The sequence below is a fragment of the Meiothermus sp. Pnk-1 genome, assembly GCF_003226535.1.
Lineage (GTDB): Bacteria > Deinococcota > Deinococci > Deinococcales > Thermaceae > Allomeiothermus.
This window is the reverse complement of the sequence record NZ_QKOB01000010.1, coordinates 1-26,624: the sequence shown is the minus strand read 5'-3', so window position 1 is coordinate 26,624 and position 26,624 is coordinate 1. Positions and strand designations below refer to the sequence as shown.

Annotated in this window: 29 protein-coding genes and 1 tRNA gene; 14 read left to right on the top strand and 16 right to left on the bottom strand. The window is 62.5% G+C overall.

All coding sequences use genetic code 11. The features are described from left to right. The first annotated feature begins 1 nt into the window (after nt 1). On the top strand, nt 2-910 hold the full coding sequence (locus DNA98_RS12860) for a magnesium transporter CorA family protein (protein WP_110531355.1): 909 nt from the start codon (nt 2-4) through the stop codon (nt 908-910). Between the two features lie 241 nt (nt 911-1,151). Further along, on the top strand, nt 1,152-1,598 hold the full coding sequence (locus DNA98_RS12855) for a cytochrome c (RefSeq protein ID WP_110531353.1): 447 nt from the start codon (nt 1,152-1,154) through the stop codon (nt 1,596-1,598). Here the strand turns inward: DNA98_RS12855 and tsaA are convergent, their stop codons facing one another. Then, a complete protein-coding gene (tsaA, locus tag DNA98_RS12850) occupies nt 1,599-2,084 on the bottom strand; it encodes a tRNA (N6-threonylcarbamoyladenosine(37)-N6)-methyltransferase TrmO (RefSeq protein WP_110531351.1) in 486 nt (161 codons plus the stop codon). Between the two features lie 57 nt (nt 2,085-2,141). Here tsaA and DNA98_RS12845 point away from each other — a divergent pair, with 57 nt between their 5' ends. Genes DNA98_RS12845 through DNA98_RS12820 form a run of 6 tightly spaced genes read left to right on the top strand, consistent with a single transcriptional unit; the run spans nt 2,142 to nt 5,845 of the window. Further along, nucleotides 2,142-2,690 carry a PadR family transcriptional regulator gene (locus DNA98_RS12845; RefSeq protein WP_110531349.1) on the top strand — a complete coding sequence of 183 codons (549 nt, stop codon included), beginning with the start codon at nt 2,142-2,144 and terminating at the stop codon, nt 2,688-2,690. A gap of 44 nt (nt 2,691-2,734) precedes the next feature. After that, nucleotides 2,735-2,941 (top strand): molybdopterin-binding protein, encoded by a 207-nt coding sequence (locus DNA98_RS12840; RefSeq protein WP_110531347.1) that lies wholly within the window; start codon nt 2,735-2,737, stop codon nt 2,939-2,941. A gap of 7 nt (nt 2,942-2,948) precedes the next feature. Continuing rightward, nucleotides 2,949-3,440, top strand: coding sequence for a molybdopterin-dependent oxidoreductase (locus tag DNA98_RS12835; protein WP_110531345.1), 492 nt, complete (start codon nt 2,949-2,951; stop codon nt 3,438-3,440). 4 nt (nt 3,441-3,444) lie between these two features. Next, the gene (gene modA / locus DNA98_RS12830) at nt 3,445-4,191 is read left to right on the top strand and encodes a molybdate ABC transporter substrate-binding protein (protein ID WP_158531649.1); all 747 of its coding nucleotides are present in this window, start codon (nt 3,445-3,447) and stop codon (nt 4,189-4,191) included. Next, nucleotides 4,188-4,865 (top strand): molybdate ABC transporter permease subunit, encoded by a 678-nt coding sequence (gene modB / locus DNA98_RS12825; RefSeq protein ID WP_110531341.1) that lies wholly within the window; start codon nt 4,188-4,190, stop codon nt 4,863-4,865. The genes modA and modB overlap by 4 nt, the downstream gene beginning before the upstream one ends. Beyond that, nucleotides 4,820-5,845, top strand: coding sequence for an ABC transporter ATP-binding protein (locus tag DNA98_RS12820; protein ID WP_110531339.1), 1,026 nt, complete (start codon nt 4,820-4,822; stop codon nt 5,843-5,845). Before modB ends, DNA98_RS12820 begins: the two co-directional genes overlap by 46 nt. 1 nt (nt 5,846) lies before the next feature. On the opposite strand, the gene DNA98_RS12815 is transcribed toward DNA98_RS12820, so the two are convergent. From DNA98_RS12815 to DNA98_RS12795, 5 genes are all read right to left on the bottom strand, one after another. Beyond that, on the bottom strand, nt 5,847-6,023 hold the full coding sequence (locus DNA98_RS12815; RefSeq protein WP_110531337.1) for a twin-arginine translocase TatA/TatE family subunit: 177 nt from the start codon (nt 6,021-6,023) through the stop codon (nt 5,847-5,849). A gap of 65 nt (nt 6,024-6,088) precedes the next feature. Continuing rightward, the gene (rodA, locus tag DNA98_RS12810) at nt 6,089-7,162 is read right to left on the bottom strand and encodes a rod shape-determining protein RodA (protein ID WP_110531334.1); all 1,074 of its coding nucleotides are present in this window, start codon (nt 7,160-7,162) and stop codon (nt 6,089-6,091) included. Between the two features lie 67 nt (nt 7,163-7,229). Further along, nucleotides 7,230-7,454: a cell division topological specificity factor MinE gene (gene minE / locus DNA98_RS12805; protein ID WP_013158008.1), complete on the bottom strand. Its 225-nt coding sequence runs from the start codon at nt 7,452-7,454 to the stop codon at nt 7,230-7,232. After that, entirely contained in the window at nt 7,454-8,257 is an 804-nt protein-coding gene (gene minD / locus DNA98_RS12800) for a septum site-determining protein MinD (protein ID WP_110531333.1), read from the bottom strand. Before minD ends, minE begins: the two co-directional genes overlap by 1 nt. A 38-nt stretch (nt 8,258-8,295) precedes the next feature. Next, nucleotides 8,296-8,640 carry a helix-turn-helix domain-containing protein gene (locus DNA98_RS12795; protein WP_110531331.1) on the bottom strand — a complete coding sequence of 115 codons (345 nt, stop codon included), beginning with the start codon at nt 8,638-8,640 and terminating at the stop codon, nt 8,296-8,298. 168 nt (nt 8,641-8,808) lie between these two features. On the opposite strand from DNA98_RS12795, the gene DNA98_RS17945 reads away from it, so the two are divergent. From DNA98_RS17945 to DNA98_RS12785, 3 genes are all read left to right on the top strand, one after another. Further along, nucleotides 8,809-8,955 (top strand): hypothetical protein, encoded by a 147-nt coding sequence (locus tag DNA98_RS17945; RefSeq protein WP_165363997.1) that lies wholly within the window; start codon nt 8,809-8,811, stop codon nt 8,953-8,955. Between the two features lie 11 nt (nt 8,956-8,966). Then, nucleotides 8,967-10,520: a methylmalonyl-CoA mutase gene (locus tag DNA98_RS12790; protein WP_110531329.1), complete on the top strand. Its 1,554-nt coding sequence runs from the start codon at nt 8,967-8,969 to the stop codon at nt 10,518-10,520. Nucleotides 10,521-10,693: 173 nt separating this feature from the next. Beyond that, a complete protein-coding gene (locus DNA98_RS12785) occupies nt 10,694-11,131 on the top strand; it encodes a hypothetical protein (RefSeq protein ID WP_110531327.1) in 438 nt (145 codons plus the stop codon). A gap of 6 nt (nt 11,132-11,137) precedes the next feature. On the opposite strand, the gene DNA98_RS12780 is transcribed toward DNA98_RS12785, so the two are convergent. The 6 genes from DNA98_RS12780 to DNA98_RS12755 all read right to left on the bottom strand — a co-directional run bounded on the left by DNA98_RS12780 (nt 11,138) and on the right by DNA98_RS12755 (nt 18,192). Next, the gene (locus DNA98_RS12780) at nt 11,138-11,968 is read right to left on the bottom strand and encodes an ABC transporter ATP-binding protein (protein WP_110531325.1); all 831 of its coding nucleotides are present in this window, start codon (nt 11,966-11,968) and stop codon (nt 11,138-11,140) included. Between the two features lie 63 nt (nt 11,969-12,031). Continuing rightward, nucleotides 12,032-13,246: an ABC transporter substrate-binding protein gene (locus tag DNA98_RS12775; protein ID WP_110531323.1), complete on the bottom strand. Its 1,215-nt coding sequence runs from the start codon at nt 13,244-13,246 to the stop codon at nt 12,032-12,034. A gap of 44 nt (nt 13,247-13,290) precedes the next feature. Continuing rightward, nucleotides 13,291-14,367: a branched-chain amino acid ABC transporter permease gene (locus tag DNA98_RS12770; RefSeq protein ID WP_110531321.1), complete on the bottom strand. Its 1,077-nt coding sequence runs from the start codon at nt 14,365-14,367 to the stop codon at nt 13,291-13,293. 195 nt (nt 14,368-14,562) lie between these two features. Beyond that, nucleotides 14,563-15,456: a branched-chain amino acid ABC transporter permease gene (locus DNA98_RS12765; RefSeq protein WP_110531319.1), complete on the bottom strand. Its 894-nt coding sequence runs from the start codon at nt 15,454-15,456 to the stop codon at nt 14,563-14,565. Between the two features lie 5 nt (nt 15,457-15,461). Then, nucleotides 15,462-17,432, bottom strand: a complete 1,971-nt coding sequence (locus DNA98_RS12760) for a long-chain fatty acid--CoA ligase (RefSeq protein ID WP_110531317.1) — start codon at nt 17,430-17,432, stop codon at nt 15,462-15,464. After that, nucleotides 17,425-18,192: an ABC transporter ATP-binding protein gene (locus DNA98_RS12755; protein ID WP_110531315.1), complete on the bottom strand. Its 768-nt coding sequence runs from the start codon at nt 18,190-18,192 to the stop codon at nt 17,425-17,427. The genes DNA98_RS12760 and DNA98_RS12755 overlap by 8 nt, the downstream gene beginning before the upstream one ends. Before the next feature lie 262 nt (nt 18,193-18,454). On the opposite strand from DNA98_RS12755, the gene DNA98_RS12750 reads away from it, so the two are divergent. Beyond that, nucleotides 18,455-18,530 (top strand) — tRNA-Lys (locus tag DNA98_RS12750). 394 nt (nt 18,531-18,924) lie between these two features. Then, nucleotides 18,925-19,998 carry an ATP-binding protein gene (locus tag DNA98_RS12745; protein WP_110531313.1) on the top strand — a complete coding sequence of 358 codons (1,074 nt, stop codon included), beginning with the start codon at nt 18,925-18,927 and terminating at the stop codon, nt 19,996-19,998. A 207-nt stretch (nt 19,999-20,205) separates the two neighbouring features. Here the strand turns inward: DNA98_RS12745 and DNA98_RS12740 are convergent, their stop codons facing one another. Then, nucleotides 20,206-21,873 carry a CTP synthase gene (locus tag DNA98_RS12740; RefSeq protein WP_110531311.1) on the bottom strand — a complete coding sequence of 556 codons (1,668 nt, stop codon included), beginning with the start codon at nt 21,871-21,873 and terminating at the stop codon, nt 20,206-20,208. 246 nt (nt 21,874-22,119) lie between these two features. Between DNA98_RS12740 and DNA98_RS12735 the strand changes: the two genes are divergently transcribed. Further along, nucleotides 22,120-23,073 (top strand): MBL fold metallo-hydrolase, encoded by a 954-nt coding sequence (locus DNA98_RS12735; RefSeq protein WP_110531309.1) that lies wholly within the window; start codon nt 22,120-22,122, stop codon nt 23,071-23,073. 93 nt (nt 23,074-23,166) lie between these two features. Here the strand turns inward: DNA98_RS12735 and DNA98_RS12730 are convergent, their stop codons facing one another. The 3 genes from DNA98_RS12730 to DNA98_RS12720 form a co-directional block, all read right to left on the bottom strand. Continuing rightward, complete coding sequence (locus DNA98_RS12730) at nt 23,167-24,753, bottom strand: gamma-glutamyltransferase family protein (protein ID WP_110531307.1); 1,587 nt, start codon at nt 24,751-24,753, stop codon at nt 23,167-23,169. Nucleotides 24,754-24,972: 219 nt separating this feature from the next. Beyond that, entirely contained in the window at nt 24,973-25,581 is a 609-nt protein-coding gene (locus tag DNA98_RS12725; protein WP_110531306.1) for a helix-turn-helix domain-containing protein, read from the bottom strand. A 190-nt stretch (nt 25,582-25,771) separates the two neighbouring features. After that, the gene (locus DNA98_RS12720; RefSeq protein WP_110531305.1) at nt 25,772-26,440 is read right to left on the bottom strand and encodes a DNA repair protein RecO; all 669 of its coding nucleotides are present in this window, start codon (nt 26,438-26,440) and stop codon (nt 25,772-25,774) included. Nucleotides 26,441-26,624: the final 184 nt, after the last annotated feature.

The window sequence follows — 26,624 nt, the reverse complement described above, 5'->3', positions numbered from 1 at the left end:
TATGATCCGCGTTAAGCGCCTCGCCGATGGCTCCCCTTGTGGCCCCTTGGCCGAGGGGGTGTGGGTGGACGTGGAGGCTCCTACCGACCAGGAGCTGGCCACCCTCAAAGAGCGCTATGCCCTCAACCCCCTGGCCCTCGAGGACGCCCGCGAGATCGGACACTGGAGCCGCTTCGAACGCTACCCCGAGCATCTGTTTTTGATCTTGCGCACCCTCGAGGCCCCTCAGCTCCCCAAAAGCCGCACCGAGCGGGTTTCGTACTTCTACTTCCCGCAGCTCCAAGTCCTGCTCACCTTCCGAAACGAGCCGGTAGACTACCTAGAGCAGGAATGGAGGTCCTTTTACCCTTGTTCCCCTATCGTGCTGTGGCAGCGGTTGTTGGACCGAGGGGTGGAGACGTTTTTCGAATACGTAGATAACCTCTCCGATCGCGTCGAGAAGATGGAAGAGGAGTCCCTTCCAGGAGACGCCCCGACCCTACCCCGTAGCGTGTTCGAGGTACGGCGCGAGGTCCTGGCCACCCGGCGCCTGGCCTCGCAGGCCCGAGAAGCCCTGAGCCACCTCGAGCGCCTCCCCGAAATCGGCCCTGAAGCCTACCTTTTCCGCGACCTCACCGACCGCATGGTTCGGGTTTACGAAGGCCTAGACGCCGCCCGGGAAAGCCTCTCGGGGGCCCTCGAGGTCCACCTCTCGGCGCAGAACAACAAGCTCAACCAGGTCGTCCAGCGCCTCACCGTGATCTCGACTTTGTTCCTCCCCCTTACCCTCTGGACCGGCATCTACGGCACCAACGTCAAGCTGCATGAATACAACTGGCCCGAACCCTTCGGGGCAATTTTTCTGTGGAGCGGGCTGGCCCTTATCGGCGGCAGCCTGGCCTGGTGGATGAAGCGACAAGGTTGGTGGTAGCCGCCGGCCAGAAGATACCCCTTTGTGCTGTAGCCTCCAGGCCGAGGGCCAGGAAAGCTATGTACTCCCTGAGGGTAGGGTTGGTATACTTCGTAAAGCGCTAGGCGCGGTGGATCGTCCTCACCGTAAATCTTGCTATCAAACCACTACCCCCCGCAGCTAGCCTTTGGCGTCTTGTGTACAACGTACGGCTTGTGATCCCTAGAGATGGAGCGATAGAATGGCCCTCGAGGTGAAGCACATGAAACGACTTTTGCTCGCGGGCCTTTTAGCGCTGAGCGGCCTGGCGGCCGCCCAGTCCGGTGCCAGCGTCTATCAACAGTGCCAGGGCTGCCACCAGCCCACCGGGGTGGGAATCTCCGGCGTCTTCCCTCCACTGGCCGGCCACGTCCCCGAGATCCTGGCCGCCAAAGGGGGCCGCGAGTACATCATCCACGTTCTGCTCTATGGCTTGGTCGGAGAGATTAGCGTCAAGGAGGCCAAGTACAACGGCGCCATGCCCGCTTTCGGCCAGTCTCTCAAAGACGAAGAGATCGCCGCTGTGCTCAACCACATCAGCACCAGTTGGGGCAACAAGCTGCCCGCTGGGCAAAAGGCCTTCACCGCCGCCGAGGTAAAAGCCCAGCGGGCTAAACCCCTCACCGCCGCGCAGGTCAACGCCGCGCGTAAGGCGTTGGGCTTGAAGTGATTATTTGAAGCGCTCATCCGAACGCACCTTATCGAGCTCATAGAGCCGGTCCCTAAACCAGCCGATCTGCTCGGTATGGCGCACGTCAAATAGGGGCACGTAGGGCTTGATATCCAGCACCGGGGTCCCGTCTAAGAGGTCGTGCTCGAGGATGTGCAGCACCCTCCCCTCGAGGCGCTCCAGACGAACGATGGTAAGGCCGATGGGGTTAGGCCGCTTGGGGCTGCGGGTAGCGAAAACCCCGTGCGGCCGGGTGTCCAAAAACGGCACCACCCGCAAGGAGCCCTGGCGGATACGGTGTAGGTGGCACAGCAGAATCAGGTGGGAAAACTCCTCGAGGTCTTGAAGGCCTGCAGCAAATTCCTCGAAGACCTCCACTTGCCCGCGCACCCCTGGTGCAGCCACGGACTGAATGGGCATACCCGCCTCTTCAGAAAAGGGGGACCGCACCACCCCGATGGGGGTGTACAAAACGGTGCCTCGCATACATACAGTGTACTTTCTCCACCCTGCGCAACGGCTTTTTGCTAGGCTACGTGGGTGATGTCCGACAAAAGCGCCTTGCCCAAGCTCTCCACCAGCGATTGGGCGGTGCTCGCCGCGCTCGCCGAAGGTGAAGCCCACGGTTTCCACCTCGCGGCGCTCTTCTCCGCTGGGGGTGAGCTGGGGAGCGTCTGGAGCATTCAGCGCCCCCAGGTCTACCGCGTCCTGGAACACCTCACCCAGGCTGGGCTGGCCCGCGCCGTGCGCCGCGAGCCGGGGCTGGCCGGCCCACAGCGCACGGTGTTTGCAGCCACCGAAGCGGGGCGCGGGGCCGTGGAGGAATGGCTTCGCCTCCCCGTTACCCGCCTGCGGTTGGGCCGTAGCGAACTGCGGCTGAAGCTTATCTTCTTGCTCCGCAGCGGGGCCGACTGGGGACCCCTACTCTCGCGCCAGCGCGCCCATTACCAGCGCACCCTCCATACCCTCGAGGCCCAGGAAGCGCACCAACAGGGGGTGGGCCGGATCGTCCTGCTGTGGAGGCTCGAGCACGCTAAAGCCGGGCTGCGCTTCGTCGAGCGCCTCCTGGCCGAAGGACCCCCGCGGCAGTAGTCACGGTGTTACTTTTACGTTACAGTGTGAATACCGGAGGGTCTATGCAAATCAGTGCGCGCAACCAGCTACCCGGCACGGTGAAATCGGTCAAGTACGGCGAAGTGATGGCTGAGGTGACGGTACGGGTCGGCGAACACGAGATCGTATCGGCCATCACCCGCACCGCCGCAGAATCCTTGGGCTTGGAGCCGGGCAAAGCGGTGATCGTGGTGATCAAGTCCACCGAGGTGATGATCGCTACCCCCTGAGGAAGCTATGCGACGGTTGCTATCGGTGGTTATTTTGGTCCTCTCGGCGTTGGCGCTGGCGCAAAGCGGCGAGATAGAGCTGGCGGGATTGCTCGAGCGACCTGCCAAGCTCACCCTAGCCGACCTTCAGGCGCTGCCAACGGAAACCGTTACGGTGATCTTTTTGTCCGGCCAAGGCCAAGAGCAGCACAGCTACCGAGGGGTGCGGCTGGCCGAGGTGATCCAGCGCGCAGGGCTCAAGCTCGAGGCGAGAAAAAACGACAAGCTGCGCAAATTCGTGCTAGTTACCGCCAAGGACGGCTACGCCGTGATCTTCTCCTGGGGTGAGCTAGACCCCGAGTTCGGCGCCCAACCGGTGCTTTTGGCTTGGGAGGAGGACGGAAAACCCCTGGAAGGGGAGCGAGGCCCTTTTCGCCTGGTGGTCCCCGGCGATAAGCGGGGCGGGCGTTATGTCAGCGGGGTGATTCGGCTCGAGGTCCGCGATGCACAGGCGAGGTGAGAGGATGCGAAAACTTCTTGTGGGCTTGACAGTAGCGTTGGGCCTGGCTTTGGCGCAACAGGCCGAGGTTCGGGTCGCGGTGGCCGCCAATTTGCGCGATGCGTTCACGGAGATCGCACGGGTTTTTGAAAAGGAGTACCCCAACTTTAAGGTGTCGGCGGTTTTCGGCGCCTCCGGCAACTTCACCCAACAGATCCTTCAAGGCGCCCCCTTCGACCTCTTTCTGGCCGCCGATACCTCCTTCCCGGAGAGGGTGGAGAAGGAGGGGCGGGCTGAACCCAACACCCGCAAGGTCTACGCTCGAGGTAAGCTGATCCTGTTCATCCCCAACCGGGTAGGGCTAGAGCCTAAAGACCTCAAGATAATCCTGGACCCCAAGATTCGCCGCCTCGCCATTGCCAACCCCGAGACTGCCCCCTACGGCCGGGCGGCCCAGCAGACCCTACAAGCCCTAGGGATCTACGAGCAGGTCAAATCCAAGCTGGTCTTCGGCCAGGACATCGCCCAGGCCGCCCAGCTCACCCTGAGCGCGGCGGACGCGGGGTTTATCCCCTTCTCCTATACCTTCAGCCCCGACCTGCGCAACCAAGGGAAGTTTCTAGTAGTCGCCCAGCGCCTCTACACCCCCCTGGACCAGGCCTACGTCATGGTGAAAGGTAGAGATCGCCCCGAGGTGCGCGCCCTGTACGAATTCATCAGCTCCGACAAAGCCAAGACCATCCTGAAAAGCTACGGGTACGAGACCCCGTGAGCGAATCCCTCATCGTCACCCTACGGCTGGCCTTCTGGACCGCGGTGATCCTGCTTGCCGTAGGCACTCCCCTGGCCTGGCTGCTGGCCCGTCGCCGCTTCTTTGGCCAAGAGGCCCTGGAGACCCTCTTGCTCCTGCCGTTGGTGCTCCCGCCGACGGTACTGGGGTTTTATATTCTCCTGCTGGTAGGAGAAAGCGGCCCGCTGGCCCGCTACCTGGGGCTCCACTGGGCCTTCACCTTCAAGGGGATTCTGCTGGGCTCCGTGATCTTCAACCTTCCTCTAGCCCTATCCGCCTACCGCGAAGCCTTCCGTAGTCTTGATGAAGAGCTGTTACAAACCGCGTACACCCTAGGCGCCGGACCTGGGCGGGTCTGGCGCGAGGTGATTTTACCTCTATCGCTTCCCGGGCTGCTCTCTGGCACCCTCCTGGCTTTCGCCCACAGCTTAGGAGAGTTCGGGGTAGTCATCATGATCGGAGGAAGCCTACCGGGGGAGACCCGGGTGGTGAGCATCTACCTCTTCGAGCTGACCCAAGCCCTACACTTGCAGGAGGCCAACCGGGTAGCCTTGCTCCTGGTCATCCTCTCTTTCGTACTGTTGCTCTCTGTACGCTTCCTGGAGGCTCGGTGGAGATCCGTTACACGCTTCACTATCCCCTTCCCCTCCAGGTAGACCTCGAGGTGCAGGGCTTCACCGTTCTGCTGGGCCCGAGTGGGGTGGGAAAGACCAGCCTGCTCAAGGCGTTAGCCGGGCTCATCCCAGCTCAGGGTGAGCCCTTTGCCCACCTCCCTCCCCAGCGCCGTCCGGTGGGGTATCTCCCCCAGCACTATGCGCTGTTCCCCCACCTCAAAGCCTGGCAGAACGTGGCGTTTGCCCTGGGGCAGGTACACCCGCGCCACCGCAAACGCAGCCTGGAGTTTCTGGAAGCCATGGGCATCGCCGACCTGGCCGAGCGGTACCCAAGGGAACTCTCGGGGGGACAGGCCCAGCGGGTAGCGCTGGCTCGAGCCCTGGCCCGCGAACCCCAACTGCTGCTGCTCGATGAGCCCACCAGCGCCCTCGACGCCGCTACCCGCGAGGAGGTGTTTGGAGGGGTGCTCGAGCGCTTGCGGCAGCTGGAGCTTCCCACCCTGGCCGCCTCCCACGACCCCTGGTTAGCCCACCAAGCCGACTGGCTGGCCGTGCTCGAGCCGGGCGGCCTAGCGCAGCAGGGGCCTAGCAGCGCGGTGCTGGCCCAACCGGCCAAGCCTAGCATCGCTCGGCTGTTCGGGTATCGCAACCTGCTCCCAGGCCGCATCGAGGGCCTGGAGCCACCTTGGGTTTGGGTGTGCCTGGGCCAAGTACGGCTGCGCTGCGCCGATACTCCCTGGGCCCGGCCAGGTCAGGCGGTGGTGGTGGGCGTGCGCTCGGACGAAGTCATCGTGGTGCGTCCGGACCGGCGCCATACCCTGTCCTTGGAGGACAACCGGCTCCAGGGGTGCCTGGTCTCGCTCAAACCCGAGGGGTTAGGGCTTAGAGGAAGATTTAGAGGGGGGCTCGAGCTGGACTTGCTTATTCCCCGCCACGTTCAAGAGCGGCTGGGGCTCGAGGTCGGGCAAACCTTAGAGGTAGCGCTCAAGCCACGCTACCTCCACCTGATGCCCCAGGAGTAGCTCAGCTCGGCTTGTTTTCCTTGGGCGCCTCGAGGGTATCCTTGTCTTCAGCGAGACCCTTCTTAAACTCGCGGGCCGACTGGCCCAGCCCGCGCGCTAGTTCAGGGAGTTTACGCGCCCCAAATAACAGCAAAATCACTACCAAGATCAAGATCAGCTCAACCGGCCCTAGGTTCATGCTGCGCCTCCTGCTTCTGAGTATAGCGCCAAAGCCTGAGCTTTTTCTGGCAAGGCTCGCAATCCCTATATATCCCGGTGGCGATCCCTGTGGACCAGGAGCGCCAGCCCGAGGGCGATATAGGTGGTGAGCAAGCTACTGCCTCCATAGGAAACCAAGGGGAGGGTCAAGCCGGTCACCGGGGCCAGCCCCAAAGTGACCCCAATATTCACCATGACCTGAAATGACAGCATAGCCAGCACCCCCGCGATGATCAGGCGGTCCTCGAGCCGGCTGCACTCGAGGGCCATCGCGGCCAACCGCCAAAACAAAAGGGCATACAGCGCCAAAAGCCCCACCGCCCCCACGAAACCCCACTCTTCCGAGAGCACCGAGTAGATGAAGTCGGTCTGGCGCTCGGGTACAAATCCCAGTTGGGTCTGGGTGCCCTCCCCATACCCCTTGCCAAAGAGTCCTCCCGAGCCGATGGCGATCTTGGACTGAGTGACCTGGAAGCCCGAACCCAGCGGATCGCGCTCAGGATCAAAACCCGCCAGGATCCGCTCTTGCTGATAGGGCTTGAGGTTGGGCCAGACTATGAAGTAAGCGGCAGGTACAGCCAGCGCTACCCCCACCAGGAGGTGCTTCCAAGGTAGCCCCCGCACAAAAAGGATCCCCCCCCAGATGGCGAGCAACACCAACGTACCCCCCAAGTCGGGCTGGATCACGATGAGGCCTATCAAAGGCAGAAGCAGCATCCCCGGCAAGATGTAGTCGAGCAAGCCTTGCAAAGGACGCACCGCCAACAATCGGGTCAAAGTCAGGATCAGGGCCAGCTTGGCTAGCTCGCTGGGCTGGAAGCGTACCGGGCCGAGCACGAACCATGCCTTGGCCCCGTTCACCTCCCGGCCCACCACTAGCACTAGCCCCAGCAGCACGATCGCCAGCCCGTAGAGCAAAAAAGCCCAGGAGACGATCTGCCGGCGGCTCAAGAGCTGCAAAAGCACCGCCGCACTGATGGCGGCTACCGAGAAGAAGACCTGCTGTCCGAAATTTGCTGGGGAAGCACTGCGCAAGGTGATCAAGCCCACCATATTGATGGTCAACGCCAACACAATGAGCGTCCAGTCATAAGCGAGAAGAGAAACCCGGCGAACCATCAACGCCAGCCTAGTTCAAAAGGGTGAAGCTGAGGTGGGAAAGTATAACCGCTCGCGCAATCGGCTATTAGCGCAAGGGAATATTTGCGACCAGCACCATCTTTTCGCCGCGCTGCTCTAGCTCGACCTCGAGGTCCTCCTGCTCAGCGGGAAAGTGGCGCTGGAGCACCTCAATCAGATCGTTCTTGAGCTGCTCGACTTTGCCGGGGGGCAGTTGGGCGCGGTCGTAGGCCAGGGTCAGCTTGAGCCGCTCCTTGAGGGTGTCCTTGCTCTTTTTGCGGAACCAAAACATCAGCTACCCCCAAAGAGCTTGCGCAAGGCGCCGAAAAATCCGGCCCTTTCTTCGAAGTTAGGGAAGGGAACCTCTTCCCCACGGATGCGCCGGGCGATATCCATGAAAGCCAATCCGGCCTGCGAACCGTTGCGCATGACGAGAGGGTCTCCTACGTTGGTGGAAACCAATACCTGCTCGTCTTCCGGGACGATGCCGATGGGTTTGAGCCCCAGGATCTCCACCACGTCGTCCACGCTCAGCATGTCCCCGCGCTGTACCATCTTGGGCCGCAAGCGGTTGATCACCAGCCGATTCTCCCGCACCTCCCGGGCCTCCAGGAGCCCCACGATACGGTCGGCGTCCCGCACGCTCGAGACCTCCGGGTTGACCACCACCAAAGCCCCCTCCGCTGGGGCAGCGGCGGTCTGAAAACCCTTTTCGATGCCCGCCGGGGAGTCGATGAGCACCCGGTCGAAGCCTTCTTCTTCAAGCAGCAGCCTGACGGTCTCTTTGAAGCGGGCCGGGTCGAGCGACTCCTTGTCCTTGGTCTGGGAAGCGGGCAGCAGGTGTAAGGACTCGATGCGCTTGTCCTTGATGATGGCCTGGCGCAACTTACAGCGCCCCTCGAGCACGTCGATCAAGTCAAACACCACCCGCCCCTCTAACCCCATCACCACGTCGAGGTTGCGAAGCCCCACGTCCACGTCGATTACTACGACCTTCTCGCCGAGTTTGGCGAGGGCCGCCCCCACGTTGGCGGTAGTGGTGGTCTTACCCACCCCGCCCTTACCGGAAGTCACCACAATGGCCCGTGCGTTCACAATGCCTCCTGCATCACGCTTGCCCTAGTATAAGCACATTATTGATCCTCGCTTGACTTAAGGTTAGGTTTAGGGAGTGACCCATCTGCATCCAAATCCAAGAGGAGACCTTCAAGACTCTCTAAGGCCTCCAGCAACTTGAGCCCTAGCGGGGTGAGGGTGTATTCGACCCGAGGCGGAACCTCGGCGAAAGCTCTTCGTCCAACCAGCCCCAGCTCCACCAGCTCGCGCAACCGCTCCGAAAGCGTGCGGGGGCTCACCTGGGTGCCTTCCTCGAGCTCGCTAAAGCGGGTGGGACCTTGGCGTAAAGCCAGCAGGATTTCCCAGCCCGCTTGACGGGAAACCGCCCGCAAGATCGCGCGTGTAAGAGTATCGTGGTCCATAACTACTATAAGCCTATCATGTTACTATAAACTTTTGCGGTAATATGACTAACACTATAAAGCTAAGCGCGCCGATAACTGATTTCCGGCGCTTACGCCGTACGCAAAACGCCGTGGATCGCTCTCTGCCAGAGAACGTTCTCGAGGGCTTAGCGGTACACTAAAGCCATGAACCCCGAACCCGAGATCAAGCCGGATTGGAAGGACTTCTTGGCCTTGGTGATCGCGGCCTATCAGGTGTTGCTGTTACCGGTGCTGCTGATATTCGGGTCGATTGGGCTGGTGATGCTGATCTTCAGCTGGGCATTCCGCTAACGGAGGTTTCTATGGTCGAAACCCTGCCCCTTTTCGAATCGCTCCCCGAAGGTTACAAGGAACGCCTAGGCCGTCCGGGCGAGTATCCCTTTACCCGGGGGATCTACCCCCGGATGTACCTCGACCGCCCCTGGACCATGCGCCAGTACGCCGGGTTCAGCACCGCCCAGGAATCCAACGCCCGCTACCGATACCTGCTCTCTCAGGGTCAGACCGGGCTCTCGGTGGCGTTTGACCTCCCCACCCAACTCGGTCTGGACCCCGATCACCCGTTGGCAGTGGGAGAAGTCGGCAAGGTGGGGGTTTCGATCGCCACGCTGGAGGACATGAAAACCCTCTTCGCCGGGATCCCGCTGGATAAGGTCACCACCAGCATGACCATCAACGCCCCGGCCATGATGCTGTTGGCTTTTTACCTGCTCACCGCCGAGGAGCAGGGGGTTCCCTGGGACAAGGTGGGCGGCACTATCCAAAACGACATCCTCAAGGAGTACATCGCGCGGGGCACCTATATCTATCCCCCTCAGCCCTCGATGCGCCTCATCACCGACATCTTCGCCTTCTGCGCGGAAAAGGTGCCCAAGTGGAACACCATCAGCATCTCCGGCTATCACATCCGCGAGGCCGGTAGCACGGCGGCCCAGGAAATCGCCTTCACCTTGGCCGACGGCAAAGCCTATGTGCGGGCCGCCCTCGAGGCCGGGCTTCCCGTGGACCTGATCGCCCCCCGGCTATCCTTTTTCTTCGCCGCCCACTCGGACATCCTGGAGGAGGCCGCTAAGTTCCGCGCCGCGCGGCGCATGTGGGCGCGGATCATGAAGGAGGAGTTCGGGGCCCAAGACCCCAAAAGCTGGATGCTGCGCTTCCACACCCAGACCGGGGGCTCCACCCTCACTGCCCAAGAACCCCTCAACAACGTCGTACGCACGGCCTTCGAAGCCCTGGCGGCGGTGTTGGGGGGAACCCAGAGCCTCCACACCAACGCCTACGACGAAGCTCTAGGGCTTCCCACGGAGAAAAGCGCCTTGCTGGCCTTGCGCACACAGCAGATCTTGGCCTACGAATCCGGGATAACCCGAGCGGTCGATCCACTAGGGGGGAGCTTCTACGTCGAGCATCTCACCGACATGCTCGAGGCCCAAGCCCAGGATTACCTTGAACAGGTGGAGCGGCTAGGCGGGGCAGTGGCGGCGGTGGAGGCCGGATTCTTCCAGCGGGAGATCGAGGAGGCGGCCTGGCAGTTCCAGCGCGAGGTCGAAGCGGGCCAGCGCGTCATCGTAGGGGTCAACAAGTTCACCAGCCCCAATAGCCCCCTGGAGGAAGCCACCCCTATCCAACGCATCGACGATACCATCAACCGGAAGCGCCAGGAAGAAGTTCGCCGCTTCCGCGAAGCCCGTGACGGGCAGGGTGTGGGAGTAGCGCTCGAGGCCCTGCGAAAAGCCGCCAAGGGGACGGAAAACCTCTTTCCGTACGTGCTCGAGGCCTTCCGCCGCCGGGCTACCTTGGGCGAGGTCTGCGGGGTGCTGCGCGAGGAGTGGGGGGAGTATCAGCCAGGGTACTAGCGGTCCGGTTACACATTTGAGGACGATCCCCTGCATTTAGCGTCTTGTGAGGAAAAGTCTGAGCGCTGGCTCAGGGGCCACCTGCCCTGTACCACCTTTAGCTAGCCTTTAGGAAAGCTCGCTTCGTCTACGCTTCCCCTTTCCAACCGGGCATATCTTTTATCATCGGAAGGATGAGACGGCGGGTGTTAAGGGTCGGGCTAGGAGTAGCCATAGCCGCTCTGCTTGGGATAGGCGGCACCTTGGGGGCAAGCTACGCGCTCGACCTCTTGCGGAGCAACGAGCCCCAAATCTATACCCGTAGCTACAGCGGCTTTGGCTATGTGAACGCGGTAGAAGGGCTGCCCCAGGGGCGCTGCAAGCTCAGCCTCAAGCTCTACAACTGGGTCTCGCTCTCTCCCGGCTTCAGCCTGAGCGACATGCCCCGCGCCCAGGCCACCTATACTCTCTATGGCCATGCGAAGGAGTGCCAGGGTCTCGAGATCACCCTGGCCAGCGGCAAAAATACCAAGGACTACGGCCACATCTTCTTCACTGCCGGCCAGACCCGATCCGGCACCTGGTTCTTGGCCGAAGCCCCACGCCCGCCCACGGGATGCGGGTTTTTGTGACTATCGTTACATGAAGCGCTTGCGCCGCCGGTAGGATTTCACCTCGCGGAAGGATTTGCGCCCCCCCGACTTGGCCACCCCTAGATAGAACTCCTTCACGTCAGGGTTCTGCTCGAGGTACTCGCGAGAGCCCTCGAGCACGATCTTTCCCGACTCCATGATGTAGCCGTAGTGGGCCACCGAAAGGGCCACCCGGGCGTTCTGCTCGACCACCAACACGGTGGTGCCCTCCTCAGCGTTGATGCGGTGGACGATCTCGAAAATTTCCCGCACCAATAGGGGGGCTAACCCCAGGCTGGGCTCGTCGAGGAGCAGGAGCTTAGGTTTGGCCAGTAGGGCTCGCCCAATGGCCAACATCTGCTGCTCTCCCCCTGAGCAGTAACCGGCTAGGCGGTTTTTGAGCATGGCCAGCTTGGGAAAGTAGTGATAGATGCGCTCCAAGTCCTCCTGGACCTTGCTGTCGCGCCGGGTTGCGGCCCCCACCCGCAGGTTCTCCTCCACGGTGAGGTGTTTGAACACCCGCCGCCCCTCGGGAACCTGGACGATGCCTTTGAGCACGATAGCTTCTGGGGGCTGGTTGGCGATGTTGTGGCCCTGATAGGTGATCGTTCCCGATACCACCTCACCGTCCTCGGGCACCAAGAGGCCGCTGATGGCCCTGAGGGTGGTGGTCTTCCCGGCTCCGTTAGGGCCTAACAGCGCGGTGATAGATCCCTCGGGAACCTTGAGCGAGACCCCCCGCAGCACTTGAATGATGTCTTTATAGACGACCTCGATGTTGTTGACCTCGAGCAGTATGGGGCCCAGGTCTTCGGGGCGGGCGGAAAGGGTAGACATGGGGTTCTTTGGAAGGGGTGGGGGGCGAAGGGCAAGCGCTCAGCCCTCGCCCCCCTGGACATCTCAGGGATTCCTTACTTGCCGGAAAAGCGCCGAGGTGAAGGGCTCGGTGATGGGTACGAACTTGCCACCTTTGGCCTCGAGCACCCGCAAGCCCTCTGCTCCGGTCTGTTCGCTCTTGGTGAAGTCAATCTCGATTCCGGCCTTGGTGGAGACCGCAAAGCCCGGCTTGAAAGCGTTAGGACCGTTCATGCCGATGATCGCCTGGTAGACCGTCTCGTTATCGATGCGACCATTGAAGCGTTGGGCAGCCCGCTTCATGGCCTCTACCGCGATGGCCGCGGCCAGCATCCCGGCGGTGTAGTTGGTGCTGTTGAGGATATCCGCGCTGCGCCCGTACTTCTGGGCGAGCTGCTTTTGCAAGGTGATACCGGGGGCGTTCTCGTCGAGGGTGTAGTAGCTCGAGGCCCACAAGTAGCCTTCGGCAGCGTCCCCAGCCAGCCGAATCAAGTCCGAGCCACCAGTGTATACCGCACCCATCTGGCGGATCTTCTTGTCGAGCCCCAAGCGCTTGGCGTCTTTGAGGATGTTGGCTACCGGCCCCGCTACGTTTTGGTGCAGGATGAACTCCACGTTCTGCGCCTCGAGGTTGCGTAGCAAAGCGGTGTTATCGAGGTTATTCGCCCCTACTTCCTGTACCGAGACGATGGTCTGCCCCAAACGCTGCGCCGCCCGCCTGGCGTGGTCCACCACCGCCCGGCCGAAGGGGCTGGGGTTTACGATCAAGGCGATGCGGGCGTTTTTCTTGAGCTCGCGGTTGATGTACTCCATCAGCGCCACGATCTGCTCGGAATAGCTGCTCACCGGCAGGAACATATAGGTGTTGTTGGGAGGATCGATGAGGCCGATATGCGCCGAGGCCGGAATGGTCGGCATCTTGACCTCCTGGATGAGCGGCTTGAGCTGGAGCATCGCCCCCGTGCCGTACCCCAGATATATAGCCGGTTTAGCCCGGTCTAGGGCTTCCTCGAAGATGCGCTGGGTGATGGGGTTTTGGTACTGGTCGTCGCGCACCGTGCAGTTGATGGTGAAGCCGGGAATCAGCTTTTGCTCGTTGGCGTACTTGCAATAGTCCTCCACCCCAGCCCCGTAAGGCCCCCCCACGTCAGAGGTCGGGCCGGTGATGGCCCCCGACCACAGCAGGTTCACGGTCTTGGTCTGCTGCGCGCTCACCAAGCCTAAGGTCACCACCGTCGCCAGCATCAGCACTCGTTTCATAGTCCCTCCTCGCAACGCGCAGAGCGCGATGTTGCCTAAACCCCCTAGTACTTGAACGGCCAGGTGCGGAAGTAGCTGCGGATGAGCCGCCACCAGTTGTAAAGCCCCCTAGGCTCGAAGACCAGAAAGAGCACAATCACCAGGCCAAAGGTCAGCGGGAGCAAAGCCGAAGCCAGGTCCACCCCCGCCGGGATCACCTGCTGGACGGAGGGATTGTTTTTGATGGCCTCGGAAAGCCGCTCCACCCCAAGCCGCAGGTACTCGATGAACGCCGGACCAAGAAGGCTCCCCACCACGGTTCCCAATCCTCCCACGATGGCCATCGCCAGGAAGGTCACCGATTTGGCTAGGGTGAATTCCTCGATCACTACCGCCCGTTGGAGGTACGCCAAAAGCCCCCCGGCGACCCCCCCATACAAAGCCCCCAGGGCGAAAGCAAACAGCTTGGTGCGCCCTGGGTCCATACCCATCGCGTCGGCCGCGCGGTCGTTGTCGCGCACCGCAATCAAAGCCCGCCCGTACTTCCCTCGCAGGAGGTTGCGCCAGGCGATCACCAGGAGCACTAACACCAAGAGGATCACGTAATACCAGAAGAAATTGTGGTTGCGAAAACTGATCTCGTAGCCCAGGAAGTTACGCATCTCCACCGGGATGGCCGCTCCCTGAGCCAGGGCCGGGATGCGCCCGACTGACCAGACGAAAATTTCCTGAAACGCTAGGGTGGCCAAGGCCAAGTAGAGGTGTTTGACCCGCAGGCTAGGAAGCCCAACCACCCAGCCAAAGCCCGCTGCGATCACCCCCCCCAAAGGCACGCTCAGCCAAAAAGGCAAGTAGGGGGCAGTCAGGGCCGCCGTGTACGCTCCCACTCCCACGAAGGCAGCTTGGCCCACGTTGATGAGCCCCGCATAACCGGTGGTGATGTTGAGCCCCAAGACCGCGATGGCGTAAATGAAGATAAAATCGAGCACCAGCACCTGAGAGCGCTCGAGCCATAGCGGCAACAGGCAAAGGGCGGCCAACAACACCACCACCGAAACGATCTCTCGGTAGGTAGCGAAGATCGTGACGTCCTGCTCGTAGCGGGTGCGGTAGTTGCCGGTCTGGGCCCAGGGGTTACGCATAGGCACCTCCGGGGCGCCGAAGGCTCAAGGCTAAAGGCCAGCCGCGCACAGCACCCCGCGCACAGCGCTTAATGTCGAAAGCTCGTAGGCTATAGACCGTGGCTTTTTGCGTTCGGCGTTCGGTCATCAGCGTGCGACGTAAAACGTAGGGCGTACGACTTGCGCTTTTCATACCGCGTGCCGCATTCAGCGTCTTCATACCCGCTCGATCTCCTCGAGGCCAAAAAGCCCATAGGGCCTGAACCAAAGCATCACCAACAGCACTACAAAGGGCAGCACGTACTCGGTTCCACCTCCAGGGACAAACCGGTTGAGGTATCCCGCGGCGAGCTGTTGCAACACGCCGATGACCACTCCCCCCACCACTGCCCCTGGGACGGAGTCCAGACCGCCCAGAATCGCCGCCGGGAACACCGCCAAGCCGATCCCGATCAATCCCCCCTGGTTGAGCCCGGAGACCGTTCCCACCACGATGCCTGCCGCCGCCGCGGTGAGCCCCGCTACGGCCCAGGCCAACGCGAAGACCCGCTCCACCGAGACGCCCAAGCTCATCGAGGCCATCTGGTCGTCGGCCACGGCCCGCATCGAAACCCCCAGGATCGAGCGCTGAAAGAACCAGGTGAACAACAACAAAAAGGCGGCGGCGAATCCGATCGCCAGCAGCTGGGTGTAAGGGAGGCTCACTCCCCCTAGGGAAATCCCGCCCGAAGGCAGAAAGGGCGGATAGCTGAAGTTGCCCGAGCCGAAGGGGGTCAGGTACATCAGCCCGTCCAACACCGAGGCTAGGCCGATCGTCACCATGATCACCGAGATGATCGGCTGACCTACCATGCGCTTGAGAAAAACCCTCTCGACCGCGAACCCCAACCCAGCCGTGACCAGAATCGCCAGCAGGGCCGCCAGCCAGAAGGGCAACCTGGCCCAAGTCGCCAAGGCATAGGCTGCGAAGGCCCCTATGGCGATGAACTGGCCATGGGCGAAGTTAATCACCCGGCTGGATTTGTAGATGAGCACGAATCCTAAAGCCGCCAGGGCGTAGATCGAGCCCACCGCGACCCCTGAGACCAAAAGCTGCAGAAAGTCCCTCATATCGATCAACCCGTCACCAGTTCTTGGGAAAGCTCAGCCTGCAACACCGCCACCTCGGTCTCGAGCCGCTGCAGCGAGCCGTCCTGGTACTTGAAAAGGGCCTCTACCCGCACCCTGTCGGCCCCGCTGTACAACCCAGCAACGATGGGTTCGTAGCGCTGCTGGATGAGCTTGCGGCGCACCTTGCCGGTGCGGGTGAGCTCGTCGTCGTCGGCGTCTAGAAGCTTGTAGAGGAGCACGAAGCGTTGGATGCGCAAGGTCTCGGGCAACGTCTCGTTGACCGCCTTGACTTCCTTACGAATCAGCTCGGCCACCTCGGGCTTTTGCGAAAGGTCCATGTAGGTGGTATAGGCGATGCCCCGGTCCTCGGCCCACTTACCCACGGTTTGTGGGTCCACGTTGATGAAGGCGGTCAGGTAGGGCTTCTGGTCCCCGAAGACCACCGCCTCCTTGATGAAGGGCGAGAACTTGAGCTTGTTCTCGATAAACTGCGGGCTGAACATCTGCCCCGCAGCGGTATGCATCACATCCGACACCCGGTCGATCACCACCAGGTGACCGTCCTCGGTGAGGTAACCGGCATCCCCGGTGTGCAACCAACCATCTGCGAAGGTTTCGGCGGTTGCCTCCGGCCTCTTCCAATATCCCGCTACCACGGCGTCGGAGCGGGCCAGGATCTCGCCCGATGGGCTGATTTTGACCTCGCCGCCGGGGATGGGCTTGCCCACGGTGTCCGCACGTATATCTCCGTCTCGATGTACGAAAGCGATGCCGATGATCTCGGTCTGGCCGTAGATCTGCTTGAGGTTGACCCCGATGGCGTGATAGAAGCGAAACACGTCCGGGCCTAAGGCCGCCCCTCCGGTGTAAGCCCGGCGCAGGCGTAAGAAGCCGAGCTGATCGCGCAGGGGCTTGAAGAGGGCCTGATCAGCCAGCCAGTAGGTCAGCCGCAGCCCCAAGGGCATGGCTTTGCCGCGCATGCGGTACTCGGCAGCCCGGTAACCCACCTCGAGCAGCTTTCGGTAAACCCAGCGGTTGAAAGCATAGGTCTCGGAGATGCGCACCCAGATGCTGCTCTGGATTCCCTCCCACACCCTGGGTGGGCTAAACATCACGTGTGGCCCGATCTCCTTGAGGTCCGCCATGGCGGTGTCTACCGATTCCGGGAAGTTCACCGCGAAGCCCCCAGCCAGGGCCATTCCCACCGACATCATCTGCTCGCCGATCCAGGCGAAGGGAAGAAAGGAGAGGTAATCGTCGCTGGGCTCGAGGGGGTCGATCTGTTGTAACGCCACGCCCATGTGGATCAGGTTCTTGTGCATCAGCATGGCGGCTTTGGGTCTGCCGGTGGTGCCGGAGGTAAGCGAGAGGTGACAGATATCCTCGGGTTTTCCCCGCTCGATCAGCGCTTCCACCGCACCCGGATGGGCGCGGGCGTGCTCTTCCCCCAAACGCAACACCTCGGCGAACGAAAGTATCCAGGGGTCACCCGCGTAGGCGCGCATGCCCCTGGGGTCTTCATAGATTACCTTGCGCACCCCAGGGATCTCCGAGCGGATCTCCAGCAGCTTGTCTACTTGCTCCTGGTCCTCGGCCAACACGAAGGCCGCCCCGGTATAGTCCAGTACATAGGCGATTTCCGCAGGCAACGAGGACTGGTACACCCCCGCCGAGATGCCGCCTACCGCCTGGGTCCCCAGCTCGGCGTACAGCCACTCCGGGATGTTATCGGCGATGATCGCCAACCGCTCCCCCGGCTGGAACCCCAAGGCCAACAGCCCATGGGCAAACCCCAAAACTTTCTGATAGTACTGGGCGTAGGTGATCTCATTCCAGATGCCGTAGTCTTTCTGCCGCAGCGCCACACGATCCCCCTCGTGCCGCGCCCTGGCGCGAAGCAACTGCGGCAGCGTGTAGCGCTTGAGCTCTGGGGTGGGTCGGATGATCGCAGAGGGCTTTAGGCTTGGCTTACGCATGCTCTACCCCCACGTAGGCCTCCTGCACCCGGGGGTTTCGGGCTACCTCCCCAGGGGTTCCCGCCGCGATCACCTGGCCAAAATCGAGCACATATACCCGGTCGGAGATATCCATCACCACGCCCAGATCATGCTCGATGAGGATGACGGTGGTGCCCCGCTCTGCCCGGATGTCGAGGATGAAACGCACCATGTCCTCCTTCTCCTCGAGGGTCATCCCGGCCATCGGCTCATCCAAAAGCAGGAGTTTGGGCGAAAGCGAAAGCGCCCGCGCCACCTCTACCCGCTTCCTCACCCCGTAGGGAAGGTCTCCCACCAAGGCTTTGCGGTAGGGCTCGAGCTCCATGAAGTCGATCACTTCCTCGACGACTTTGCGGTTTTCTACCGCGACCTTGAGCGCCTTGCCGTAAACCCAGAGGTTGGCCAATAAGCCATAGCGGGTGTAGATGTGGCGGGCCAGCATGAGGTTTTCCAGCACGGTCAGGCCGGTGAACAGTTCGATGTTTTGGAAAGCCCGAGCTACCCCATACCGGGCGACGGTATGGGGAGCGGCGTGGGTGAGGTCGTGGCCCTCGAACTCGATGCGGCCCCGAGAGGGATGATAAAACCCCGAGATACAGTTAAGCAGGCTGGTCTTCCCCGCTCCGTTGGGCCCGATTATCGAGACCAATTCTCCTGGGCTCACCTCGAGCGAGACCCCACTCAAGGCGTTGAGGCCGCCAAAGCTCAGGGTGACGTTCTCTACCGCGAGTTGTGCCAATCCGCCCTCCTGAAAAGCCTGTACTCCAAGAAGCGTTCATGCCAAAACCGGGGGTGTTTGCCGGAGTATACGGAGCCTGGATGGCTCTGTCAAACACACTTCCGCAGATGAGTACAAGACCGGCAGGTATATTTTATCGCTCCCGGAAACTAGGCGAGGAGCCGCCCTCCAAAACCGGTTAGCGGGTACAAGCCCTTGACAACCTCATCGCTTAGCGCTACCCTAACGGTTGCTGTCTGTGCCCTAGCGCAGGCTTGAAGAAGGCCCCTTAGCTCAATTGGTAGAGCTCCCGACTCTTAATCGGTAGGTTGTAGGTTCGAGCCCTACAGGGGCCACCAAATACCCCCGGGGAAGGTCCGGGGGCTTTCTTATCGCAAAAATCCGGCTTCGCCCCAAATGTGGCCCACCCCACCAAAAAGGCGTCAGGTGCACACAGTCAGGTGGTTTAACCAAGTCCAAAAGTGGTTACGGGGGTGGGTCAGAAAGCTGGCGCGCACATGGGAGCCCTTACAATTTTGGGTGAGGTTTTTCTGCTGGACGGATAAGCGCCTAACCTCTCCCCCAAAGCGTCGGTGCTTTATCCCGGTGGCCCGAAGGCCCCGATCAAGCTTGTGGGAGGCAAGCCAGACATCGCACCCAAAACGCCAAGCGCGGTAGGTCAGGCCTGGTGCCAGACCAGGGATAGATTCTCTGAAAATCCAGCCTCCTTGGCCTGACGCTTAGACTGAGGTTATGCGCGATCTATTCCCAGCCCTGCCAACCCTCCCTTATCAGGCCCTCCTCTATCGTGACCTCCCAGCGGGTGAGCCCTGGGGCTGGCTGATGGCTCAATGGTTGTTAGAAGCCGATACCCTGGCGCGGAAAATCCTCCAGGGAGGCCCCGAGCTGACCCCTGGGCTGACCGAACTCGCCCGGCAAGCCCTCTATGCCCTTGACATCGAACGCAATCGGCTGCGGGCGCAGCATCCCATCGCCGACTTAGGGACTCGAGCCCCTCACCCTGCCGAACAATCCGCCCTCGAGGCGCTGGAAAGCCTCGATCCCAATGCCCTACAGCGGCTGTACCAGATCCACGGCTACGCCCCTTTCGCCAACCACACCGCCTTCTTCTACGACACCCAGCTACAGCCGGTCGCCCACCCTGACCCGGTCGGCTTTGAGGAACTGGTGGGCTTCGAACGACAGCTAGGGCTCTTGCGCCGTAACGTGGAGCGCTTCCTGCGCGGTGAGCCGGCGCTCCCGACGCTGCTTTACGGGGCGCGGGGCAGCGGCAAGTCCACCTCGGTGAAGGCCTTGCGCACCCACTATGCTGCGCAAGGGCTGCGGCTGGTGGAGGTGCTGGCCGAGGGGCTCGAGCGCTTGCCAGAGTTGCTCGAGCAACTGCGGGTGTTGCCACAAAAGTTCGTGCTCTACCTCGACGACTTGGCCTTCCCCGCCGAGGATCACCGCTTTCACCGACTCAAGGCGCTTTTGGAGGGAGCCGTGTATGCCAAGCCGCCTAACGTATTGGTGATCGCCACCTCCAACCGGCGCAACCTGGTGGCCGAGGGATGGGCCGACCGCCCTGAACCCGGCTCCGAGCCCTCAGCCTGGGACACCTTGCAGGACAAGCTAGCCCTAGCCGACCGCTTCGGCTTGGTGCTGACCTTTCCCCCTTTCGACAAAAAACTCTATCTCGAAGCGGTCGCCCATCTGCTGGGGAGAGCGCTCGAGGAAGAAGACACCCAGGCCGCCCTGCGCTTCGCCCAGGAGGGCCGGGGCTTCTCCGGCCGCACCGCCCGCGCCTTTGTCAACTGGTACATCTGACTGACATCCTCCCCGTCGCCGCGCCGTGGCGGTCGCTGAAGCGAGCCTTGTGGCGCGGCGCCAGGTGGGGCCGTGTCAGGCTTGGTACGGGCATCGCCCGGCGGCATACACCGCACCCCGCTTCGCGGCGAAAGAAGCGCCTCAGGCAAAGCAACCGCTTCCCCGGCATCGGGGCATTCCCGCTAGCCCATCCGGATCGCTGTGCTATCAAGCCCGCTGCGTAGCCTCCGGAAATAGCCGCTGCGCCAGGTCCTTGGTCTGGCCCTTGCGCTCGAGCGCTGCTGCAATAAAACCATGGAACGGGGGCGAGACCCGCATGGGGCGGCTGGCGAGCTCGGGATGGGATTGCAGGCCGACGAAAAAGGGGTGATCGGGCAGTTCGATGGCCTCTACCAGGCCCTCGCCGCGCCCGTGCATCCCCGGCGTGACCGCCGAGACGGCGAGGCCCCCCTCGATAAGCTGCTGCACGTAGGCGGGGTTGACCTCGTAGCGGTGGCGGTGGCGCTCGTAGGCCAGGTCCTTGCCGTAGAGCCGGTGCAGGATGGTTCCGGGGTGGATGCGCATGGGCCAGTTGCCCAGCCGCATGGTGCCGCCCAACCCTTCGACCTCGAGCTGCTCGGGCATCAGGTCGATGACGGGGTGGGGGGTGTAGGGGTCGAACTCGGTGGAGTTGGCCCCCTCCAGGCCCAGCACGTTACGGGCGAACTCGATCACCGCGACCTGCAACCCCAGGCAGATGCCGAAGTAGGGGATGCGGTTCTCACGGGCGTAGCGGGCGCACAGGATCTTGCCCTCGATGCCGCGGATGCCGAAGCCCGGCCCCACCAGCACCCCATCCACCCCACGCAGGGCCTCGGCGGCCTGCTCGAGGCTGGTGACCTCCTCGGCGTTGACCCACTGCACGTTCACCCGGGCGTCGTTGGCGATCCCCGCGTGGCGGAAGCCCTCGAGGATAGAGAGGTAGGCATCGGGCATCTTGACGTACTTGCCCACGAAGGCCACCGTGACCTCGGCCGAGGGGTGCTTGAGCTTGCGCACCGCGCCCTGCCAGAAGCTGAGGTTGGGCTGGATGGGCTCCAAGCCCAGCTTCTTCTCCACGATCCGGCCCAGGCCCTGCTCCTCGAGCACCAGCGGCATCTCATAGAGGAACTCCACGGTGGGGCTGGAGAAGACCTCGCTGGGGCGCAGGTTGGCGAAGAGGGCCACCTTCTTGCGCACCTCCTCGGGCACCAGCTTGTCCGAGCGCAGCACCACCGCGTCGGCCTGGATGCCCAAACCCCGCAGCGCCGAGACCGAGTGCTGGGTGGGCTTGGTCTTGAACTCCTCGGAAGTGGGCAGGTAGGGCACCAGCGTGAGGTGGATGTACATCACGTCGCCGTCGGCCTCGTCGAACTGGAACTGGCGAATGGCCTCGAGGAAGGGCAGGCTCTCGATGTCGCCCACCGTGCCCCCCACCTCCACCACCGCGATCTCGGCCTCCTGCTCCTTGGCCACCCGGCGGATGCGGTCCTTGATTTCGTCGGTGATGTGGGGGATCACCTGGACCGTCTGGGAGAGGTACTCGCCCCGGCGCTCCTTCTGGATCACCGAGAGGTAAACCTGGCCGGTGGTGAGGTTGTTGCCACGGGCCAGGTCTACATCCAAAAAGCGCTCGTAGTGGCCGATGTCGAGGTCGGTCTCGGCCCCGTCGCCGGTCACGAAGACCTCCCCGTGCTCATAAGGCCGCATGGTTCCCGCGTCCACGTTGACGTAAGGGTCAATCTTGATGGCCGTGACCCGATAGCCCCTAGCCCGCAAAATCGCGCCCAGCGAGGAGGTCAGGATGCCCTTGCCCAAACTGCTCACCACACCGCCCGTGACAAATATGTATTTCATCCTGCTCTCCTCCAAACAAAAGCTGAGCCGCCTCGCGCCTCCCGGCGGCGCTGAGGCCGAACAGCCATCTTTTCACGGGACTCCAGCATACCATCCTTCGGGCCCGCCGTGGATGAGGATGCGGCGGTAGGGGGCCAGCCGCCAGCTCGTGGCCCGTAGTTCGTCGAGGGTCAAGGCGTACGACCCAACCCATACGACCTCGAGCCATATTTCTGTACCGAGTCAAACCAGGAGTATAGTGAGGCCATGAGTACCGCCTCCGGCATCGAGGTTGTCCCGGTTCCTATCCCCTATCCCTTCCAATACGTCAACTGCTACTTGCTGCTGGGCGACGGCGCGGTGCTGGTAGACTGCGCGCTCGATACCCCCGAGGCCAGGGGCGCCCTCGAGGCCGGCTTAGCCCGGCATGGGCTGAAGTTCGCCGACCTGGACCGTCTGGTGCTGACCCACCACCACCCCGACCACTACGGCCTGGCCGGGCTAATCGAGGCCGAGGGGGTGCCGGTGTATCTGCTGGACGTGGAGCTCGAGCGCGGCCACCCCTTCTGGAGCGAACCCGAGAGGATGGCCCCCGAGGGCCTGGAGCTGTTCCGTCGGCACGGCGTCCCCGAGGAGACCCTGAGCGACCTGGGACGCGAGATGGAGAAGACCCACCGCCGGGTGCATCCACCCCGAACCCCCCAAACCTTCCGCGATGGGGAGGTGCTCGAGCTCGCCGGCGAGCGCTGGCGGGCGGTCTGGACCCCCGGACACGCCGACGGGCACGCCATGCTGCTGCGCGAGAGCGACGGGGTGCTGCTGGCCGGAGACCACGTGCTCGAGCGCATCTCTCCCAACATCGGCCGATGGGCCTACTCCTACCCCAACCCGCTGGGGCTCTACCTCGAGTCGCTGGAGCGGGCCAAGGGGCTCGAGGTCTCGCTGGCCCTGCCCGGCCACTACCGCCCCCTGAAAAACTTCAGGGGCCGCATCGAGGAGCTGGCCGCCCATCACCAAGAGCGCCTGGACCAGCTGCTGAAGCTGATGAACGGGCGGCCTCAAACCTGCTGGGAGCTCTCCCTAAAGCTCTTCCCCGGAGAGCTCAGCGTGGCCCAGCGCCGCTTCGCCTGGGCCGAGACCCTGGCCCACCTGGAGTACCTTCATTTGCAAGGCGACATCCATACCCAAGAAAGCGAGGGGATGGTCCATTACCTTCTCTAGACGACCGTCTGGGACTTAATAGCATTTTGCGTACATAGCAGCGCCGCGCTCGCTCCAACCTCGACTGGTTCGGGACCAAGGATTCGCGACGCCTCACCAGGCCAGCGCCAACCCGTCCGCCCGGGGTTCGGTCGCGGCCACCAGCGTCTCCCCTACCTTGAGCGCCATCTGCCCCCGTCCAAAGTACCCGGCGTGGGGGCTTACGCTGACCTGGTGCCCTCTGGCCAGCAACCCCTGCACCACGTGCTCGGGGACCCCCTGCTCTACGTCTACTTGCCTCCCCTTCACCCATTGCCAGCGGGGGGCATCGAGCGCGGCCTGCGGGTTGAGGCCGTAGTCGACCAGGTTCACCACCATTTGCAGGTGGCCCTGCGGCTGCATGTGCCCGCCCATCACCCCGAAAGGACCCAAAGGTCTGCCGCCTTGGGTTAAGAAGCCCGGAATGATGGTGTGGAAGGGCCGCTTAGCGGGGGCATACTGGTTGGGGTGCCCCGGCTCGAGGGTAAATCCCGCCCCCCGGTTTTGCAGCGAGATGCCAGTGCCCGGGACTACCACCCCGGCCCCGAAACCCATGTAGTTAGACTGGATAAAGCTCACCATCAGCTCCCCGTCATTGGCGCACAGATAGACCGTGCCGCCCCTAGGAAGGCTGGCTTCAGGGGTGGAGGCAGTTTCAAGGATTAGGTTTCGGCGGGAGGCCAGGTAGTTTGGATCCAGCAAATCGGCGCTTGAGAGCCGCATATACCGGGGATCGCCTACGTGCTTTTGCACCTCCACAAAGGCCAGCTTCATCGCCTCGAGCTGAAGGTGGAAGGACTCGGCAGACTCGCGGGGATGACGGGCTAGGTCCATGGGCTCGAGGATTTTCAGGGCCATCAGCGCGGCGATGCCCTGGGTGTTGGGGGGAATCTCCCAAAGGGTGGTGCCCTTGTACTCCACCCCGATGGGTTCCACCCACTCAGGGTGATACGCGGCGTAATCTTCACGGGTTAGGTAGCCCCCGGTGTCGCCAGCGAAGTCGGCGATGAGCCCCGCCAAGCGGCCGGTGTAGAAGCTCTCACAGCCGGTCTCGGCCAGCTCGCGCAAAGTGGCGGCATGGGCCGGGCTACGGAAGATCTCGCCGGTTTTTGGGGCTTTGTTCCCGGGAAAGAACGTCTCCTTGAAAGCCCGGTGGGCTGGCCCCTCCAACGCCAAAAATACGTCTGCCGCACGGCTCCAACCCCTGGCGGTCTCGCTCGAAACCGGGAAGCCCTCCTCCGCGTAACGAATCGCCGGGGCAAAAAGTCTTTCAAAAGGCAGCTTGCCAAACCTATCGTGCACCACTCGCCAGGCCGCAGGGGCCCCAGAGACCGTCACCGGCAGCCAGCCCCGGGCGGGCACCGCGCTCATTCCGGCAAACACCGCCAGGGGCTGATGCAAAGCGCTCTTTCCCGAGGCGTTTAGCCCGTGCAGCTTACCGTCCCAGATCAGGGCAAAGGCGTCCGAGCCAATGCCGTTGGAGGTGGGTTCGACCACCGTGAGCGCAATTGCCATCGCGATGGCGGCATCTGCCGCATTGCCTCCCGCCAGGAGCATCTCCATACCCGCCATCGCCGCCAAGTTCTGGCTGGTCGCGACCGCACCGCGCTTGCCCAGGATCACGTGACGGCGCGAGGAGTAGGGATAATGGTCAAGGTTCATACCGCCAATATAAAGCCAACCGCCGCCCTGCCCTTTTAGCCGGAAGCCGGGCGTAAGCGCCGCGCCATGCCCATCTCGCGCAAGAGCCGACTGGACGGGCTCCCATCCGGCCATGTGGATACATACAAAAACCCTCGAGCGCTAGCTCGAGGGGCTGAAAGCCACGTGGCGGTCGCTAAAGCGAGCCTTGTGGCGGTTGCTAAAGCGAGCCTTGCCCGTTCAGGCAGCCTGCCCCGCCAGATCCTCTAGGCCTTCCAGGTCTTGGAGCACCAATTTGCCATAGCCGCTGCGAATGTACCCCTCGCGGGAAAGCTCCCCGATGACCTTGGTAACGGTCTCGCGCACTGAGCCGACTGCCGAGGCGATCTCATCGTGGGTGGCGCGTACTCCCATGCGGCCGCCCGGCTCTTTGAAGGCAGCGGGGGTCTGGGAAAGCTCGAGCAAAGCCGCGGCGATGCGGTTCTTAAGGCGCTGACCGGTCAGGCGCTGGATGGTCTTGTAGGTTTGGGCTAGGGCCATGACCAGGTGTACGGTGAGCTGCTGGGTTTCCTCGGAGGTGAGAAGTGCAGGAGAGAGGGCGTCGATTCGGGTGTCGGTGGCGGCTTCGGCAAAGTAGGCCCGCTCGGTGCCGGAGAGGACCTCCTCTCCGAAAAACTCGCCAGGACGCACAAAGCGTAGGGTGAGCGCGTTGCCTTCTTCATCCACGCTCTGGAGGCGCACCAGCCCCGAGCGTACCCGGTAGAGTTGATCCTTGGGACCGGGTACGCCCGGGTACAGGATGATCTCACCCGCACGGTAGCTCATGGTGTCTAGGACGCTGGTAGACATGCTTATCCCTCCTAGGTAAAAGATATCACAATTCGGCCATTTTGTAAACCAAAAGGTTTAGATAATAGTGAGGAAAATAAGAACCCACCGGATCCATTGGCTATATGGCCATACGTGGCCGAGAGGCCAGTTGGATGGCCGGGCGCTGGCAACTCGACACGCCGCGCGCAAAACGCGGTGGATCATGCTCTCAGAGCAGTGCCGCTGAGTTCAGCGTCCCCACGGTGTGGTCGGCATGCACCCGGAGGGCTCGGAGTAGCCGCTCGAGAGGGGCCCCCTCGAGCGCCTCTACCGCTTCCGAACCCGGCAGAAACAGAACCGCCCGCAAGGCCTGCACGCCCTCAGGCCCCAGAAACACCCCCCGGTCTTCCTCGGTGAGAGAACCTTCCTCGAGGCTGGCGCCTCCTCCGGTCAGGTTGGGCTGCAACCCAGCCGCTCGCAGCACCCGCCACCCTGCCCAGACCAGGGCGATCTTGGAGTTGGGGTGTTTGGCGATACCGCGCAAACCCGAGACGAGGATTGGCCAGATCCGGCTCGCCACCTCCGGCGAAGCCAGCCGGAAAGCCAACTCGCCCAGGTATGAGGCGTAAGCGAAACGAGGCGGAAGCTCCAAGCCCTCCAACCGCCCCACCAGCTCGGCTTGAGTGAGCGTGGGCAGGTCATTGCCGGGTTTCTGGTAAACCTGAAAACGCAGGTGATGGAATAGGGAGAGCCGCCCGCTGCGCCCGGTAGGCCGCATGGCCTTGCGGGCCACGGCCTGCATGGCCCCTTCGGGGGTCACAAAAGAGAGGATCACGTCCCCGCCAGGCAGCGGCTTGCGTCCTACGAGAAGACCCTCGAGCGTGCGATAGCGGTCCATCATCGGTATTGTATCGGGTGTGTCCTGAAAATAGGCAAACAGCCTAAACTGTTGGAATGAGCGAAATACGGGAACGGATGCATCAGTTGGTGGATGAGTACGAGCGGCTGGGAGAGGGGAAGAATATAGCCGAGCAGGAGTTGCTGGTGATTGAGTTTGGCAAACAGATCCAGCGGCTGATGAT

Excerpts from the sequence above, each read along its gene's own strand:
- DNA98_RS12860 (WP_110531355.1), top strand. The coding sequence starts at position 2 with ATGATCCGCGTTAAGCGCCTCGCCGATGGCTCCCCTTGTGGCCCCTTG.
- DNA98_RS12855 (WP_110531353.1), top strand. The coding sequence starts at position 1,152 with ATGAAACGACTTTTGCTCGCGGGCCTTTTAGCGCTGAGCGGCCTGGCG.
- tsaA (WP_110531351.1), bottom strand. The coding sequence starts at position 2,084 with ATGCGAGGCACCGTTTTGTACACCCCCATCGGGGTGGTGCGGTCCCCC.
- DNA98_RS12845 (WP_110531349.1), top strand. The coding sequence starts at position 2,142 with ATGTCCGACAAAAGCGCCTTGCCCAAGCTCTCCACCAGCGATTGGGCG.
- DNA98_RS12840 (WP_110531347.1), top strand. The coding sequence starts at position 2,735 with ATGCAAATCAGTGCGCGCAACCAGCTACCCGGCACGGTGAAATCGGTC.
- DNA98_RS12835 (WP_110531345.1), top strand. The coding sequence starts at position 2,949 with ATGCGACGGTTGCTATCGGTGGTTATTTTGGTCCTCTCGGCGTTGGCG.
- modA (WP_158531649.1), top strand. The coding sequence starts at position 3,445 with ATGCGAAAACTTCTTGTGGGCTTGACAGTAGCGTTGGGCCTGGCTTTG.
- DNA98_RS12815 (WP_110531337.1), bottom strand. The coding sequence starts at position 6,023 with ATGAACCTAGGGCCGGTTGAGCTGATCTTGATCTTGGTAGTGATTTTG.
- rodA (WP_110531334.1), bottom strand. The coding sequence starts at position 7,162 with ATGGTTCGCCGGGTTTCTCTTCTCGCTTATGACTGGACGCTCATTGTG.
- minE (WP_013158008.1), bottom strand. The coding sequence starts at position 7,454 with ATGTTTTGGTTCCGCAAAAAGAGCAAGGACACCCTCAAGGAGCGGCTC.
- DNA98_RS12795 (WP_110531331.1), bottom strand. The coding sequence starts at position 8,640 with ATGGACCACGATACTCTTACACGCGCGATCTTGCGGGCGGTTTCCCGT.
- DNA98_RS17945 (WP_165363997.1), top strand. The coding sequence starts at position 8,809 with ATGAACCCCGAACCCGAGATCAAGCCGGATTGGAAGGACTTCTTGGCC.
- DNA98_RS12790 (WP_110531329.1), top strand. The coding sequence starts at position 8,967 with ATGGTCGAAACCCTGCCCCTTTTCGAATCGCTCCCCGAAGGTTACAAG.
- DNA98_RS12785 (WP_110531327.1), top strand. The coding sequence starts at position 10,694 with ATGAGACGGCGGGTGTTAAGGGTCGGGCTAGGAGTAGCCATAGCCGCT.
- DNA98_RS12780 (WP_110531325.1), bottom strand. The coding sequence starts at position 11,968 with ATGTCTACCCTTTCCGCCCGCCCCGAAGACCTGGGCCCCATACTGCTC.
- DNA98_RS12775 (WP_110531323.1), bottom strand. The coding sequence starts at position 13,246 with ATGAAACGAGTGCTGATGCTGGCGACGGTGGTGACCTTAGGCTTGGTG.
- DNA98_RS12770 (WP_110531321.1), bottom strand. The coding sequence starts at position 14,367 with ATGCGTAACCCCTGGGCCCAGACCGGCAACTACCGCACCCGCTACGAG.
- DNA98_RS12765 (WP_110531319.1), bottom strand. The coding sequence starts at position 15,456 with ATGAGGGACTTTCTGCAGCTTTTGGTCTCAGGGGTCGCGGTGGGCTCG.
- DNA98_RS12760 (WP_110531317.1), bottom strand. The coding sequence starts at position 17,432 with ATGCGTAAGCCAAGCCTAAAGCCCTCTGCGATCATCCGACCCACCCCA.
- DNA98_RS12745 (WP_110531313.1), top strand. The coding sequence starts at position 18,925 with ATGCGCGATCTATTCCCAGCCCTGCCAACCCTCCCTTATCAGGCCCTC.
- DNA98_RS12740 (WP_110531311.1), bottom strand. The coding sequence starts at position 21,873 with ATGAAATACATATTTGTCACGGGCGGTGTGGTGAGCAGTTTGGGCAAG.
- DNA98_RS12735 (WP_110531309.1), top strand. The coding sequence starts at position 22,120 with ATGAGTACCGCCTCCGGCATCGAGGTTGTCCCGGTTCCTATCCCCTAT.
- DNA98_RS12730 (WP_110531307.1), bottom strand. The coding sequence starts at position 24,753 with ATGAACCTTGACCATTATCCCTACTCCTCGCGCCGTCACGTGATCCTG.
- DNA98_RS12725 (WP_110531306.1), bottom strand. The coding sequence starts at position 25,581 with ATGTCTACCAGCGTCCTAGACACCATGAGCTACCGTGCGGGTGAGATC.
- DNA98_RS12720 (WP_110531305.1), bottom strand. The coding sequence starts at position 26,440 with ATGGACCGCTATCGCACGCTCGAGGGTCTTCTCGTAGGACGCAAGCCG.